Below are 14,231 nucleotides of genomic sequence, written 5' to 3'. Positions count from 1 at the left end.
CCGATCATACGTTCAGGAATTTTGCGTCCAGCACAGCCTCAACCTGAAGATGTCCGGTACAGAGGCCGCAGAGTTTCGTGACTGACTTGGATGCCGCGCTCGTGGAGCAGTTCTTGAACGTCCCGCTGGCTGAGTGGGAAGCGGTGGTACAGCCGCAGAGCGTAGCCGATCACGCTCAGGGGAAAACGGTGGCGGTAGGGCTTCCGGTCAATCACAGCTCACCAGCCTACCGATGTTAAGTTGCCAGAACCCGTCCAGCACAGTCTCAACCTGAAGATGTCCGGTACAGAGATAGGCGCTCTAAGTTGCCAGAACCGAGCAAATTAAGTTGGGCAGGAAACTTCAAATGTTCTGACTGTTGAGCCGGAGCATGCGATTGCTCCCTTACCGCCGCAGGTACGCCTGGGCCACGTACCCGGTCTGACCCCGCCACGTCACGCGGCACCAATTGGCCGCGCAGCCCAGCAGGCTGACCCGCGCCCCTTTCGCCAGCGTGGCCAGCTTCAGCGTCTGCGCACTGGGCCCAGCGCGCAAATTCACGCCCGTGGTCGTGTACCGCGCATTCGACCCACTCGCTGGCGGCGCCGACGCGGCCCGCGGCGCTGCTGCGGGCGCGGCTGTGCCCCCGCAATACGTGGTGTATCCCAGGTCCCCGCACACGTACGAGCCGGTGTCACTTGGGCAGGAGTGCCAGCGGTGACAGCCGTCCCGGTGCGCCTGCGCCGGCGCGGCGAGCAGGAACAGCACCGACAGGGCCGCGAAACTGACCACGCGCCGCGTGGCCCACCAGGTGTTTGGGGTCATGGGCCAGCCTACCCAGCGCCGTGGCCCGCCGTCAGGCCAACATGACCACCCCCCTGCCGGGGGCACGCACCACCCTGGTCCTCGCCGCCCACCGGCCGCTGTCCCGGCACACCCAGCGCCCCTGCACCTGCGCCCGCTCCCTTTCTCCCTCACCACGCCCTCCCCTCACCCTGTCACCCTGAAGGCCGGCCATGCCCACCGTCCTGATTGTCGATGACGACCCCGCCATCCTGGAGGTCCTGCGCGTGTACCTGCGCGCCGAAGGGCACACCGTGCTCGAAGCGCAGACCGGCCCGGACGCCTGGGCCCTGCTGCCCCGCGCGGACCTCGCCGTGCTCGACTGGATGCTGCCCGGCATGACCGGCGTGCAGCTCGCCCGGGGCGCCCGCGCCGCCGGGCTGAGCCTGCCCATCCTGATGCTTACCGGACGCGGGGAAGAGGACGACAAACTGCTGGGCCTGGACGGCGGCGTGGACGACTACGTGGTCAAACCGTTCAGCCCCCGCGAAGTCACCGCCCGCATCCGCGCCCTGCTGCGCCGCGCCGGCGTGCACCACACCCTCACGCTGGGCGACCTCACCATCAACCTGCGCGCCCGCGACGTCCACCTGGCCGGCGTGCGGGTCGAACTCTCGAAACTGGAGTTCGACCTGCTCAGCACCATGGCGCAGCACCCCGGCATGGCCTGGTCCCGCGAACGCCTGCTCGAACGCGTCTGGGGCCCGGACTTCCCGGGCACCGAACGCGTGGTGGACGTGCACATCACCGCCCTGCGCCGCAAACTCGGTGATCCCCCGGACGCCCCCCGCTTTCTGGAGACGGTGCGTGGCGTCGGGTACCGCTTCCGCGATGAGGACGCGCCCCGGGCCATACCGGGCTGACCATCTGGAGACCGCCCACCTCACTTCCACTGCGGTGGACCACCCTCATCCCCCAGGACCTTCCGAGGCGGGCCCAGGCTCAACAGGGAGGCGCGGTTCCACCAGAATGGCCATGGGAGCACTGCGGATCAGGCGCTACACCGGCACGGCCGCTGTCCTTCTTCTCAACCGCAGCAGCATCCAGATGCTGACCAGAATCAGGGGAATGCTGATCAGGTGCGTGTCGGTAAAGAAGCCGATGCCGGGGGCGTCCAGGCCCTGGTTCAGGTAGGCCCTGGGCGACAGGGGGTTGAGGCGGAAGGTTTCTTCCCAGCCGGCGCGCAGAATCGAGTACCACAGCCAGAACTGCCAGAAGGCCCAGCCGGGAATGCGCGACCGCAGCCAGAAAAAGGCGGCGACCGACAGGATGATGCCGATAATCACGCCGTACAGCTGGGTGAAGTGCACCGGCGCGGTCATGACGAGCTGATCGCCAATGCGCTGGCAGTACTGCGACAGGTCCATGTCAGGGTTGGCATTCTTGATGCACATGCCGTCGTGAAAGGCGCGGGCGCTGTCCGGCCAGCGGAAGCCCACGGGCCAGCCGGTCACGCGGCCCACGGTGTCGGTGCCGTTCATGATGTTACCGATGCGCCCACCGATGATGCCGAAGGCCACGCCCGGGACGCACAGGTCGGCGTAGCGGTAGAAATCCATGCCTTTGCGGCGGGCGTAGTACAGCATGACCAGAATGCCGCCGATCAGGCCCCCGTGAATGGAAATGCCGCCCTGGCGCAGGTTGACGATGTCCAGCAGCACCCGGGGGAAGGGAATGTTCTCGAACTGGTGCCAGGAGGTGGCCACAAATACCAGCCGGGCGCCCACCAGGCCCCAGACGATCATCCACAGAATCATGTCGTTGAACAGGTCCACGTTCAGGCCACGCTCCCGCGCCATCTTTGTGCCCAGCCACACGCCCGCGACAATCCCCAGCGTGATCAGCACGCCGTACCAGGCAATCGTGAAATTGCCAATCTGCACAAACACCGGATCCATCTGTCCTCCTTACGATTGGAACGCTGCTTACCGTAACCAAAGCTCGTTAAGCTTCTGTCAGACAGGTGATGGAGCCGGTCCGGCAGGTCAGGGCGTGACGGGGGTCAAGGCACGAACCCCGGTGCACCCCCTTCCCTTACTGCCACCGGCCTCCACCATTCGCCGAGCGGTACACCGCGCCACTGAGCCCCACCGCGATCAACTGATCCCCATTCTGAGGCGACACCGCGATGAGCCGCGCGCCTTCCGGCAACGCGAGGGACGTCCACGTCCGCCCCTGATTGGTGGACCGGAACGCGCCGTCCGGCCCCGCCAGGAACAGCACGCCACTGTCCGGGTGCACATCCAGATGCACGCCGCGCGGCGCGTCCGGGCGCCGGGTCCAGGTCACGCCGTCCGGCGACACCAGCAGACCCTGGGCGTCCAGCGCGTACAGCGCGAGCTGCGGGCCTGCCGCGAGCACCGACGCGCCCGCCGTGGCGTCCGACAGGTGCGTCCAGTCCTGACCGTCTGCCGTGCGGAACACCCCCCGCCCCATCACGTTCGCGTACCACACCTCCGGCCGGCCCGGGTCCACCGCGAACCCGTGCAGGTCCCGGCCCGGCAGGTTCCCGAACCCCAGGTCCGTCCAGGTCCGGCCGTCATCCCGGCTGACCTTCAGCACCTCATGCCCTGCCAGGACCGTGCCGTCCCGGGTCCGGGTGAGCGCCATGGCGTCGCCTGCCCCGTCCGGCGCGGCCCACGTCCGCCCCCCGTCCACGCTGCGGCGCACCCCCGCATGCTCCCCGTACAGGACCGTGCCGCTGCCCAGCACCTGCAGCGCGTGAAAGTCCCCACTCAAGGTCTGCGCCTTCGGCGCCCGCCCGCACCCCACGAGCGCCAGCACCAGCGCCGCCCCCACCCCCCAGCCGACCATCCGTCTCATCCCGGCCACCGTACGGGTCGGACGTTACGTTTCTGTAAAGGCGGGCGGGTCCAGCCGGTCCCTGCTGGCCGGCAACTCCACCTGAAACACGCTCCCCACACCGGGCGTGGAGGTTACGCTCAACTCGCCCCCCATCGCCCGCGTCAGGCCCCGCGCGACCGTCAGGCCCACGCCACAGCCCTCCCCCCGCGTGCGGGCCGCGTCCGCCCGGAAGAAGCGCTCGAACACCCGGTGCAGGTGCTCGGGCGCGATGCCGGTGCCGGTGTCCTGCACCACGAGGCGCACCCCACCGCCGGCGTCCTGCGCGCCCACCCGCACCGCACCGCCCGGCGCGGTGTGCCGCAGCGCGTTGCTCAGCAGATTCGCGAGAATCTGCACTGATCGCGCCGGATCCGCCCGCACCTGCAGTCCTGCCCGGCCTGCGTCTACCTGGAGTGTCACGCCTTTGTCCTCGAACGCCAGCGCGTACCGGTCCTGCACCTGGGCGAGCAACGCCGCCACCAGCACGTCCTGCAGCGTCAACTCCACCTGCCCGGCCTCCACCCGGCTGACCAGACTCAGGTCCCCCGCCAGGCGCTCCAGGCCCGCCAGTTCCCGTTGAATGGCGCTCAAGGCCTGGTCATGCGCCATCACGCCGTCCTGCGCGGCCTCCACGTACCCGCGCACCGCCGCGACCGGCGCGCGCAACTCATGCGCGACGTTCCCGATCAGTTCCACCCGCGACTGCTCCACGCTGGCCAGGGTGCTGGCCATGGTGTTGAAGCTGTGCGCGAGCTCCGCCAGTTCATCCTGCCCGCCTTCCGGCAGGCGGCGGCGGTACTCCCCCCGGGCCAGGGCGGCGCTGCCCGCCTGCAGGGTGCGCACCGACGCCGTCACCCGGCGCGCGGCCACCCACGCGGTCACGGCCGCCACCAGCAGCGCGGGCGGCAGGGCACTGAACAGCGCGCGGGTCAGGGTGGCGCGCATGCCCTCATTCAGGTCACCGCGCATGGCGGCCCCCGCGTCCCCCAGCAGCTGCACCATCTCGTTGACGTGGTGCTGAATGAACGGATGCGCCGCCAGTTCTGCGGCCACCAGCAGCACCACGCTGAGCACCGCCATCACGGCCAGGTGGTTGAGCAGCAGTCGGGGAAACAGGCGCATACGCCCCCTGAGCCTACCGCGCGGGGCGGGCTTTACAGGAACTTTACATGTCTTCTCTAGGGTGAAGGTATGACGACCACACGACGCACTCCCAAACCTGCTGGCCTGATCACCCTCCTGACGGCAGGAGCCCTGCTGACCGGCGCGGCCCTTGCCCAGGGCATGGCCGGGATGGACCACAGCAATATGCCGGGCATGGGCAACGCGTCCAGCGCCATGAAGATGGACAAAATGGACCTGAGCGCCCTGACCAAACTCGAGGGAAAAGCCTTTGACCGCGCGTTCCTGAGCATGATGGTGCCCCATCACCAGATGGCGGTGGATATGGCCAAGGCCGCGCTCCCGGTGAGCAAGGACGCCACCGTGAAAGCCTGGGCGAACGCCGTGATCAAGGATCAGACCCGCGAGATTACCCAGATGAACACCCTCCTCAAAAGCATGGGCGGTGTGAACACCGCCATGGCCAACCAGATGAAAAGCAGCATGAGCGGCATGGCCGACATGGTGAAGAAGTCCAAGACCCCGGATGTGGCGTTCGTGCAGGGCATGCTGCCCCACCATGCGTCCGCCATCGACATGGCCAACCTCGCCTTGCAGCAGGGGCAGGACGCCCGTGTGCTGAGCCTTGCCAAAACCATCATCACGGCGCAGGCGAAAGAAATGCTCGACTACCGCACGTGGCTCAAGAAGCGCGGCCTGTAAGGCGCGGCGCCCCAGGCGGAGGGGCCAGCAGCGGATAAGATCCGCCGCGTCCAGGCCAGACCTCACCACAAGAACCGGCCGAAGGCACCCAGCGCGGGTGCCTTCCACATGGGGTGAAGCTGGCGAGGCCCAGGCGGCGTGCGGGCCCCACGTTCGCCTTAACACGAACAAAACAGGGCGCACTTAAGGTCAGGACTGTGAAGCTTGCACGCACGACCTTGTTCGGAACAGGCCTGTTGTCTGTGGGGGCCGCCGCACCCTACGCTCAGCAGACCAGTTTTGGCGTTCCCTCCCCTCTGATTCAGGCGGCACAGGCCGAGACCAGTGTGCCGTCCACCTGGCAGGTCCTGCCAGCCACGGCAGGGGGCCGGCTGGAGACCCCCGTCATGGAAGTCGCGCCATTCAATGAGCTGATTCCCAGCTGGAACGTGACGGGCCCAGCGGGCAGCGCCCTGCAGCTCGAGGTGCGGGTGCGCAGGCCCGATGGCCGCTGGACGCCGTACTTCGGATTCGGCACCTGGCGGGCCAGTGGCGCGCGGCGCAGCGCGCCCGTCACACGCACAGCTGACGGCACGGTCAACACCGACACCCTGACGCTGGGCTTCCGCAGCACCGCCTTTCAGACGCGCGTGACCCTGGGCGCGGGTCTCCAAGTTCACCTGCTGTCCGTCAATACGTCTGACACCGCGCTGCGCCTGAGAGATCAGGGCAAAGCCGGCCAGCACAATGCCTGGAACCGCGTGCTCGACGTTCCCCGCCGGTCGCAGATGATCTACCCGGGTGGTGGGGAGGTCTGGTGCAGTCCCACCAGCGTCAGCATGCTGCTCGGCTTCTGGAACCGGCCTGTACCGGTGCCGGTCGCCGCCGCAGCCACCTTTGATCAGGCGTACGACGGGTATGGCAATTGGTCGTTTAATACCGCTTACGCCGGGGGACAGGGCCTCCAGGCGTATGTCACCCGCCTGGGAAGCTTGCGGGACGCGGAGGTGTTCGTGCAGCGCAGCATACCGTTGGCCGTCAGCATTCGGTTTCAAGCGGGCGAACTCCCTGGCGCGCCCCTGTCGTGGTCGAATGGGCATCTGCTGGTCCTGGCTGGCTTTGACGCCCGAGGGAACCCGGTCGTGAACGACCCGGCCGCGCCGTCCGACGCGACCGTTAAACGCACGTACCCCCGGGCCGTGTTCGAACGGCTGTGGCTGAACCATGCGGGCGGCATGGCCTACGTGATGGCGCCGCGCCCTTGAAGGAGCAGTCGGGCACGACGGCTGAGGTCACCGCGTGCGCGGAGAGATCGAGGCGTGGCCCTCCGTGTTCGCCATGTCTGACCGTCGGAAAGGCCTCACCCCCGGCTGCAGATGCGTCGCAACTGTCTTGCTGGACTTTCCCGGCCCCCTGAGCATCAAACGCCCACGCCCAAATGGTCGTGGTCCTGGAGCCACACATGACACCATTCTTCTCCGCTTCACCACGTCCGCCCCTGTGGCGCCAGCTCTTGCCCCCCCTCCTGGCTGCTGGTCTGGTTGCTCTTCTGGCGGCCACCCTCCTGAGTCCCGCGCGCAACGCCACTGATGGCGGTCCTCTTGTGGGGAAATCAGCGCCTCCGCTCACCTTGCAGACCCTCGACGGTTCTACCATCAGCCTCGTCTCACTCCAGGGACGGCCGGTCATCCTCAATTTCTGGGCGTCCTGGTGTGGGCCTTGCCGTGAGGAAGCGCCCCTTTTCCGGGAACTGAGTACGCGTCAGACGGGTCAGGAGGGGCTTGTGGTCCTCGGCGTGCTGTATCTGGAGCCCAGTGAGCAGAACGCCCGCGACTTTATCCGCGAGTACAGCTTGGCCTACCCCAACCTTCGTGATCCTGGCACGCGGACGGGCATTAACTACGGGGTGGCTGGCGTACCAGAGACCTTCTTCATCAGCGCTGATGGCGTGGTTCAGCATGTGGACCGGGGCGGCCTGAGCCGGGAACGCTTGAATATCGGCCTTCAAAAGATCGGGGTGCCCACGCTGTGATATCGAACGCCCTCAGGGAAAGGCTCGTGTCCGACTCCACCTCAGTTCGCTCAATTCGACCGTCGCAAGGTCAATCTGTGAAAGGAGTGCCATGAAACGTCTTCTGCCGCTCGCCGTCCTGCTCGCTGCCTGTGCCCAAAACGGCGGTGAAATTGAGGGCGTGAAGAGCTTCAAGAATGAAGGTGGGCTGCACCAAGCTGGGCGACTGGACTATGCCCAGCGCTCACCGGCGGGCGGGGCGCACAACAGTACCTGGCAGAATTGCGGGGTGTACGACCGACCCATCTACGATGAATACGCCGTCCACAGCCTGGAGCACGGCGCCGTATGGGTGTCGTATCAGCCGGACTTGGGCGCCAGTCAGGTGCAGCAGCTCAAAGGGCTGGTGGATGGGCGTTCCTCCACCCTCCTCTCTCCTCATGAGTCTCAGTCGGCGCCGATCATTGTGACAGCCTGGAACAAACAACTTGAAGTGCAGGACGCCGGGGATGCACGCATCGCGCAGTTCATCCAGAAGTACGAGCAGGCCGGTGAAGCCCCTGAGGTTGGCGCTTCCTGCACGGGCGCGTCCGACGATACGGTCTGAGCGGGCAACTGAACCTCTCTTCTCCGCCGTGGTCCACGGTCAGATGCAACCCGAAGTCGGGAGGGTGAGAGCGCCGTGCGCACAGGGCTCAGGGGTAGGAGGGCCAGACCGCGCGCCACATTGCGCCCGGCGGAACCACATGAACACCACAACAGGCTGTCCTGGGCGACGCGGCATCAACGGCGCCAGGCGCGGTGTGGACAGAACGTCGTGGCGGCGGGCATCAAGGGGACGGCCGGCGGCAGTGCGGTCCGCCTGGGCCCATCTGTGTGGACTTCGAATTGTCGCGGGGTCTTCTGACCGGCGGCGACTGGTCCAGCGTGCTTCGGCGCCGCACCCTTTGATCACGCCCGTGCCCCGGTCGCTGAACAGGAGCACACTGTGTTCAGGCGCAAGGTCAGACAAGGCTCGCCTCAAATTCTGCAGTGCGTGGAGTAGTCGGCGGCAGTGGGCCTGCTGACCCTGCTTGTCCTCTCACGTCTTGACAGGAACTTAACAGGAACCCAGCACAGTGGTGCGTATGCCGCACGGTCATGTGTCCTGCCGCTGGGCACCTACGCCTCATCTCAGGAAGGTAACCCCCATCAGCCGGTGCCCAGCTGACCGGGGCCATTCGCCGTGACGCAGGTGCTGATCGTGGATGATGACCCAGCCATCCTGGAGGTGCTGCGTGCCTATCTGGGCGCCGCGGGTTATACCGTGCTGGACGCGGAAGATGGGTTGAGCGCGTGGCCTCTGCTAACACAAGTGGACGTGGCCGTGCTGGACTGGATGTTGCCTGGCCGCTCGGGCTTGGACCTGGCCCGCGCCGCCCGGGCCGCAGGGCTGACCCTGCCGATCCTGATGTTAACCGGCCGCGGCGAAGAAGCTGACAAACTGCACGGTTTGGACAGTGGGATGGATGATTATGTGGTCAAGCCCTTCAGTCCGCGTGAAGTGACGGCCCGTATCCGGGCGCTGCTCCGCCGCGCAGGCATCCAGAACATCCTGAGCGCGGGTGAGCTCCTGATAGATGTTCGCGGCCGGGAAGCGCGACTGTCGGGCGAACGGCTCGACCTCACCAAACTGGAGTTTGAACTGCTTGCCACCATGGCGCAGCACGCTGGACTTGCCTGGACCCGGACACGGCTGCTGGAACGCATCTGGGGTCTGGACTTTCCGGGCACGGAACGTGTCGTGGATGTCCACATGACGGCCTTGCGCCGTAAACTTGGGGATACCATGGACACACCGCGCTTTATCGAAACCGTTCGCGGCGTCGGGTACCGCTTTAAAGAAGTCGCTGACGAGTAGCTGCAGCACGTGTCATGGTCCATGTACGGGGCCTGCCTCCGGCCCGGCTGCCTCTCTGGAAGCCCTCGCGGAGCGCTCTGCAGCACGGTCCGACTGGGCTCCGACCTCATCCGCCTCGTGGGTGGTGGGCGGCGGGATCAGTGCAGGCAGCGCGCCATTCATGGAGAGGATGTAGGCGGTGATGTCACGGAAAATCGGGGCGGCCAGCTGCGAGCCCTGATATTCACGTTTTGCGCCGCGCACCATCACCGTCACGGTATAACGCGGCTGTTCGGCTGGAAAGAAGCCAGCGAACGTACTGGTAAACACTTCGCTGCTGTACCGGCCGCCGATAGCGACCTGCGCTGTACCAGTTTTTCCGCCCACATGATACCCCGGCAATTCTGCGCGGCTTTGAATGCCTTCATCAATGACCGCGTGAAGGAGCCGCTGCATGGTGCGGGCGACATCTGGGCGCAGCACGCGGCGCGTGCGCCGCGGTTGGTCGGGAGAAAGTCGGGGGGCGATATACACGCCATCATTCGCAATCACATTGAACGCAGCGGCCATCTGGAGGTTGGTCACGCTCAGGCCCTGCCCGAACGACATGGTGGCTTGCGTCAAGGGCGTCCATCTGTCTGGAGCGGCGAGGCTCCCGTTTGCAGTGGGGCCGGGAAGCTCAACTGCCAGGCCCAGTCCGAAGGCCTGAAACGCGCGGTGAAGGGTCATGGGCGGCACGTTTTCGATTAAGCGCGTCATCCCAACATTGCTGGAGTACCGCAGGATCTCCCACGTCCGCAGGACCGAGGGGTGCGGGACCAGGTCATTGATGACCGTGCCGGCGTACGGCCGGCGCATCGGCGTCTCATACACCTGCGCCGGTGACGTCAGGTTCTCTTCCAGGAGCGCGGCCACCGTCAGTGCCTTGATCACACTGCCCGGCTCGTACTCGTCCACAAATGCCCGGTTGCGCCACTGCGCTGGAACGGTTCCTGCCCAGGCACCAGGATCAAAGGTGGGCCAGTTGGCAACCGCCAGGAGGTGCCCGGTGTGGCGGTCCATTACCACCACAGACCCTGACGCTGCTTCCACCCGCTTGACCGCCTCTTCCAACACCTGCTCGGCCGCCGCCTGGATGGTGCCGTTCAGCGTCAGGGTCTGGGACTTGCCCTGCGCAAGCTCAGCATTCAGCGTTCGCTCCAGTCCTTCCAGACCTCCATCTGCGCCCAGAAACCCAACCACGTTCGCCGCCATCGGGCCCAGGGGATACTGCCGGCCCTGGGCGGTGTGGACGGCCACCAGGGTGCCGTCCATCAAGCGAATGGCGCCGCGGGTGGGCGTCACCGCATTTACGCGCGGTTCCCCGGCCCAGGACAGTTTGAAGAATGCTGGGAGGAGTGACGTGAACGCAAGGAAGGCAGCCGTCCACATCAGGCGAACCCGGCGGCGCTGCCGGGCTTGATGTGAACCTTGAAACAAGTGGGGAAACCTCATGAACCCGATCAGTCTAGAGGTCACGTATTGCGTTTCTGTAAAGGTGCACCGCCGGAGTGCCAGCGGGACCGCAGAACCTCTCCCACCGTCTTCCGCGCGGGCGCCCCCGATCAGCGCTGGCCATCCTAGGCCCGACCCTGACCACGTTCTCCTGGCCATCCCGGCGTGACCGTTCCGCAGTCAGTCAGGCCGAGCTGCCGCTCTTTTTGCGTTCAGCGCCTGGCGTCCAACCTGGACCTGCTGTACCAGGCGGCTGCAGCACCTGCCGCCAAGGTGTCTGCCGGTGCAGGCACAAGGTTCAAGCCCGTGTCCTTCGCTGTTGTTGGGTTAGTCCTGGACGCTGACCTTCTGCGCCGTGTACTGCCGCGTGGCTGCTGTGCTGCCGCTGCCGTCGCTGTTAGGCGCGGTCTGAAGAGACACTGCGCACCGAATAGGCGCGCAAGACTATGGCCACCCACGGTGGTTTCGTCAGGCAGAGCCACCAGAGGGCACCAACTCCTCCGGGCACAGGCCAACCTTCATGTCCACCGGGCATTTCTGGACCTCTTGTTTGAGTCTCGTTATGGACTCGGGGGACAGGCAGCATGAGTGCGGCGCTGCGTTTACATCAAGGCCACCTTCCATGCCTCAAAGCTGGCTACCGTCTCTCTGTCCCACCCGCCTTCGTTTCTCCTGGGTGTTTCCCTTGGTGCGCTGGTGTGATTCCAGCTGGAAAGGTCAGAGGTTCAACGGCGTTGATGACATGCAGCCCTGGACAAACCTTTCACAGTGTCGGGACTGAAGGTCAAACGAAGGGTGGACCGACAGGGGGGCTGAGCGCTCCTGAAGCTGAGGGGCGACTTCGGGCCCCAGCCGCACGCCCTGCGCTTTACTCGAACTTAACACGGGCGTTTCACAGTACAACCGTGGAGCGGCAAGGACGTGGAACCAGCAACAGGGCAGGCCGCGTTACACAGCACTGGGCTTCTGAGCGCTGACTCCCGACACTGGTGTGCCGAGCACGTCAATTTTCCCCACTGACCATTCCTCAGGAGGCCACCATGACCCACGCGCATCATTCATCCGACGCGGCCAGGCTGGAGGTGGCGCTGCGCACCTGCCACAGCGGCACCGACCTGCAAGGCGCAGACACCTTTATTCGTCAGCGGCCAGGCGTGACGCAGGTCCACCTGGACCGCACCCGCAGTGTGGCACACGTGCAGATTGACCCGGCGGTGACGGATGAAACGCGCCTCCGGACCCAGCTGGAGGCCGCTGGGTACCTCTGCACCTGTGAACGCGCGTCGGCCGCCGCGTCAGGGCACGCACACCACCCGCAGACCTCACACGCCGGACCTGCCCCAGCGCCGGGCGGGCACGCGGACCATGCCGGACACGGGGACGCACATGCCGGGCATGGGGAAGCGATGGTCACCGACATGCTGCGACGCTTCACGGTGTCACTGCTGCTCACCATTCCAGCGGTGCTGTACTCCCCGATCGGAGAAGCCATCGGTTTTACGGCCATGCCGCCTTTCGGCCTGGGCATGAATGTCTTCGGGCTGCTGCTCACCACGCCCGTCGTGTGGTGGGGCGGGTGGCCCTTCATCTCCGCCGCTTGGCGCGCCCTGCGGCGGGGCGAAGCGAACATGATGACCCTGATCGCGCTGGGCATCCTGGTGTCGTACGCGTACTCGGTGTGGGCCACCCTGGCGCTGGGCTCGCAGGAGGTGTTTTTCGAGGCGGCCGCGATGCTGACCACCTTCTCCCTGCTGGGCCACTGGCTGGAGATGCGCTCGCGATTCGCCACGGGGCGGGCGGTGGAGGCCCTGCTGCGCCTGGCACCTGCGACCGCCCGGGTGATCCGGGACGGCGCCGAGGTCGAACTGCCGGTCGAACAGGTGGTGACGGGTGACCTCGTGGCTATACGCCCAGGCGACCGCGTGCCGGTGGACGGCGAGGTGGTGAGCGGCACGTCCTTCGTGGACGAGAGCATGCTGACCGGGGAGCCGGTGCCGGTTGAGAAAACGCCGGGGGCGAGGGTCGCTGCGGGCACCGTGAACCAGAACGGGGCGTTTCAGTTCCGGGCCACGGCCGTGGGCGTGGACACCGCCCTGGCGCGCATCGTGCAGCTCGTGCAGGACGCGCAGGCGAGCAAAGCGCCCGCGCAGCGTCTGGCGGACACGGCCGGGAAGTACCTGGTGTTCGTGGCGCTGGGCAGTGGCCTGCTGGCCTTCCTCGCGTGGACACTGCTGGGGGAGAACCTGGTGTTCGCCCTGACAGCCGCCGTGTCCGCCATCGTGATTGCCTGCCCGGACGCCCTGGCGCTGGCCACGCCGACCGCCATCACGGTGGGGGTGGGGCGGGGCGCACAGGCGGGGGTGCTGTTCAAGAACGCCTCAGCACTGGAAGCGGCAGCGGGCGTGACCACGGTGGTGTTCGATAAGACGGGCACCTTGACGGAAGGCAAGCCGGCCCTGACGGATGTGGTGCCTGCAGCGGGGGTCGCCGAGCATGAGCTGCTGCGCCTGGCCGCGTCCGCCGATCAGCCCTCCCAGCATCCGCTGGCCGACGCGATCGTGCGCGGCGCCCGGGACCGGGGCTTGACGGTGACCGCACCGGAGACCTTCGAGGCCGTGCCGGGGCGGGGGGTGCAGGCGACGGTGGATGGGCGGCAGGTTTGGATTGGCAACCGGGCGCTGATGACGCAGGCCGGGGTGAGTGTCGCGGCCGCGGAAGACCAGGCGGCGCAACTGGCGTCAGACGGCAAAACCGCCATGTTCGTGGCCGCAGATGGGCAGTTCCTGGGACTCGTGGCGGTGGCGGACCGCGTCCGTGAATCGGCCCGCGCGGCGGTGGCCGAACTCCAGGCCCTCGGTGTGCGCACCGTCATGCTCACCGGCGACACCGAGCGCACCGCGCAGGCCGTGGCGCGGCAGCTGGGCCTGGACACGGTGATTGCGGACGTCCTGCCTGAGCAGAAGGCTACGCAGGTGCAGGCCCTGCAGGGCCAGGGGCAGCGGGTGGCCATGGTGGGGGACGGGGTGAATGACGCGCCGGCCCTCGCGCAGGCCGAGGTGGGCATCGCGATTGGGGCCGGCACGGACGTGGCGGTGGAGACGGCGGACGTGGTGCTGGTGAACAGTGACCCGGCAGCGGTCGCGGCCAGCCTCCGTCTGGCGCGGCGCGTGCAGCGCAAGATCCGCCAGAACCTGTTCTGGGCCGTGATCTACAACGTGCTCGCCATTCCGTTCGCGGCGGGCGTGCTGTACCCGGCGTACGGGGTGCTGCTGCGCCCGGAGTGGGCGGCGCTGCTGATGAGCGTCAGCACCCTGATCGTTACGGGGAACGCGCTCCTGCTTAACCGGGGGCGACTGGGGCAGGCCACCTCTGGGTGAC

12 protein-coding genes and 1 pseudogene are annotated in these 14,231 nt (G+C 66.7%); 7 read left to right on the top strand and 6 right to left on the bottom strand.

What is annotated here, in order from left to right:
• Window positions 1–65: 65 nt before the first annotated feature.
• Together IEY69_RS19990 and IEY69_RS19985 are read right to left on the bottom strand one after the other, a co-directional pair.
• Window positions 66–215 (bottom strand): annotated as a pseudogene (locus tag IEY69_RS19990) (IS6 family transposase); the annotation flags it as partial.
• Window positions 216–384: 169 nt separating this feature from the next.
• Window positions 385–804 (bottom strand): SH3 domain-containing protein, encoded by a 420-nt coding sequence (locus IEY69_RS19985; RefSeq protein ID WP_189059841.1) that lies wholly within the window; start codon window positions 802–804, stop codon window positions 385–387.
• A gap of 191 nt (window positions 805–995) precedes the next feature.
• On the opposite strand from IEY69_RS19985, the gene IEY69_RS19980 reads away from it, so the two are divergent.
• Window positions 996–1,685 carry a response regulator transcription factor gene (locus IEY69_RS19980; RefSeq protein WP_107139216.1) on the top strand — a complete coding sequence of 230 codons (690 nt, stop codon included), beginning with the start codon at window positions 996–998 and terminating at the stop codon, window positions 1,683–1,685.
• A gap of 135 nt (window positions 1,686–1,820) precedes the next feature.
• On the opposite strand, the gene IEY69_RS19975 is transcribed toward IEY69_RS19980, so the two are convergent.
• The 3 genes from IEY69_RS19975 to IEY69_RS19965 form a co-directional block, all read right to left on the bottom strand.
• A complete protein-coding gene (locus tag IEY69_RS19975) occupies window positions 1,821–2,720 on the bottom strand; it encodes a prolipoprotein diacylglyceryl transferase (protein ID WP_058979653.1) in 900 nt (299 codons plus the stop codon).
• A 136-nt stretch (window positions 2,721–2,856) separates the two neighbouring features.
• The gene (locus IEY69_RS19970) at window positions 2,857–3,645 is read right to left on the bottom strand and encodes a WD40/YVTN/BNR-like repeat-containing protein (protein ID WP_188846861.1); all 789 of its coding nucleotides are present in this window, start codon (window positions 3,643–3,645) and stop codon (window positions 2,857–2,859) included.
• 24 nt (window positions 3,646–3,669) lie between these two features.
• Window positions 3,670–4,788 (bottom strand): sensor histidine kinase, encoded by a 1,119-nt coding sequence (locus tag IEY69_RS19965; RefSeq protein WP_058979649.1) that lies wholly within the window; start codon window positions 4,786–4,788, stop codon window positions 3,670–3,672.
• 69 nt (window positions 4,789–4,857) lie between these two features.
• On the opposite strand from IEY69_RS19965, the gene IEY69_RS19960 reads away from it, so the two are divergent.
• The 5 genes from IEY69_RS19960 (at window position 4,858) to IEY69_RS19940 (ending at window position 9,380) form a co-directional block, all read left to right on the top strand.
• Entirely contained in the window at window positions 4,858–5,490 is a 633-nt protein-coding gene (locus IEY69_RS19960; protein WP_058979647.1) for a DUF305 domain-containing protein, read from the top strand.
• A gap of 197 nt (window positions 5,491–5,687) precedes the next feature.
• Entirely contained in the window at window positions 5,688–6,734 is a 1,047-nt protein-coding gene (locus IEY69_RS19955; protein WP_058979646.1) for a C39 family peptidase, read from the top strand.
• A gap of 197 nt (window positions 6,735–6,931) precedes the next feature.
• Window positions 6,932–7,501, top strand: coding sequence for a TlpA disulfide reductase family protein (locus IEY69_RS19950; RefSeq protein WP_058979813.1), 570 nt, complete (start codon window positions 6,932–6,934; stop codon window positions 7,499–7,501).
• A gap of 91 nt (window positions 7,502–7,592) precedes the next feature.
• Complete coding sequence (locus tag IEY69_RS19945) at window positions 7,593–8,087, top strand: thioredoxin-like domain-containing protein (RefSeq protein WP_058979644.1); 495 nt, start codon at window positions 7,593–7,595, stop codon at window positions 8,085–8,087.
• A 618-nt stretch (window positions 8,088–8,705) separates the two neighbouring features.
• Window positions 8,706–9,380: a response regulator transcription factor gene (locus IEY69_RS19940; RefSeq protein WP_189059743.1), complete on the top strand. Its 675-nt coding sequence runs from the start codon at window positions 8,706–8,708 to the stop codon at window positions 9,378–9,380.
• A 12-nt stretch (window positions 9,381–9,392) separates the two neighbouring features.
• Here the strand turns inward: IEY69_RS19940 and IEY69_RS19935 are convergent, their stop codons facing one another.
• A complete protein-coding gene (locus IEY69_RS19935) occupies window positions 9,393–10,853 on the bottom strand; it encodes a peptidoglycan D,D-transpeptidase FtsI family protein (RefSeq protein WP_158263837.1) in 1,461 nt (486 codons plus the stop codon).
• 1,040 nt (window positions 10,854–11,893) lie between these two features.
• On the opposite strand from IEY69_RS19935, the gene IEY69_RS19930 reads away from it, so the two are divergent.
• A complete protein-coding gene (locus IEY69_RS19930) occupies window positions 11,894–14,230 on the top strand; it encodes a heavy metal translocating P-type ATPase (protein ID WP_058979637.1) in 2,337 nt (778 codons plus the stop codon).
• Window position 14,231 lies beyond the last annotated feature (1 nt).

It is taken from the genome of Deinococcus sedimenti, assembly GCF_014648135.1.
GTDB classification, from domain to species: Bacteria; Deinococcota; Deinococci; order Deinococcales; family Deinococcaceae; genus Deinococcus; species Deinococcus sedimenti.
Note: the sequence above shows the minus strand (reverse complement) of the source record. Positions and strands in the feature narration are given on the sequence as shown.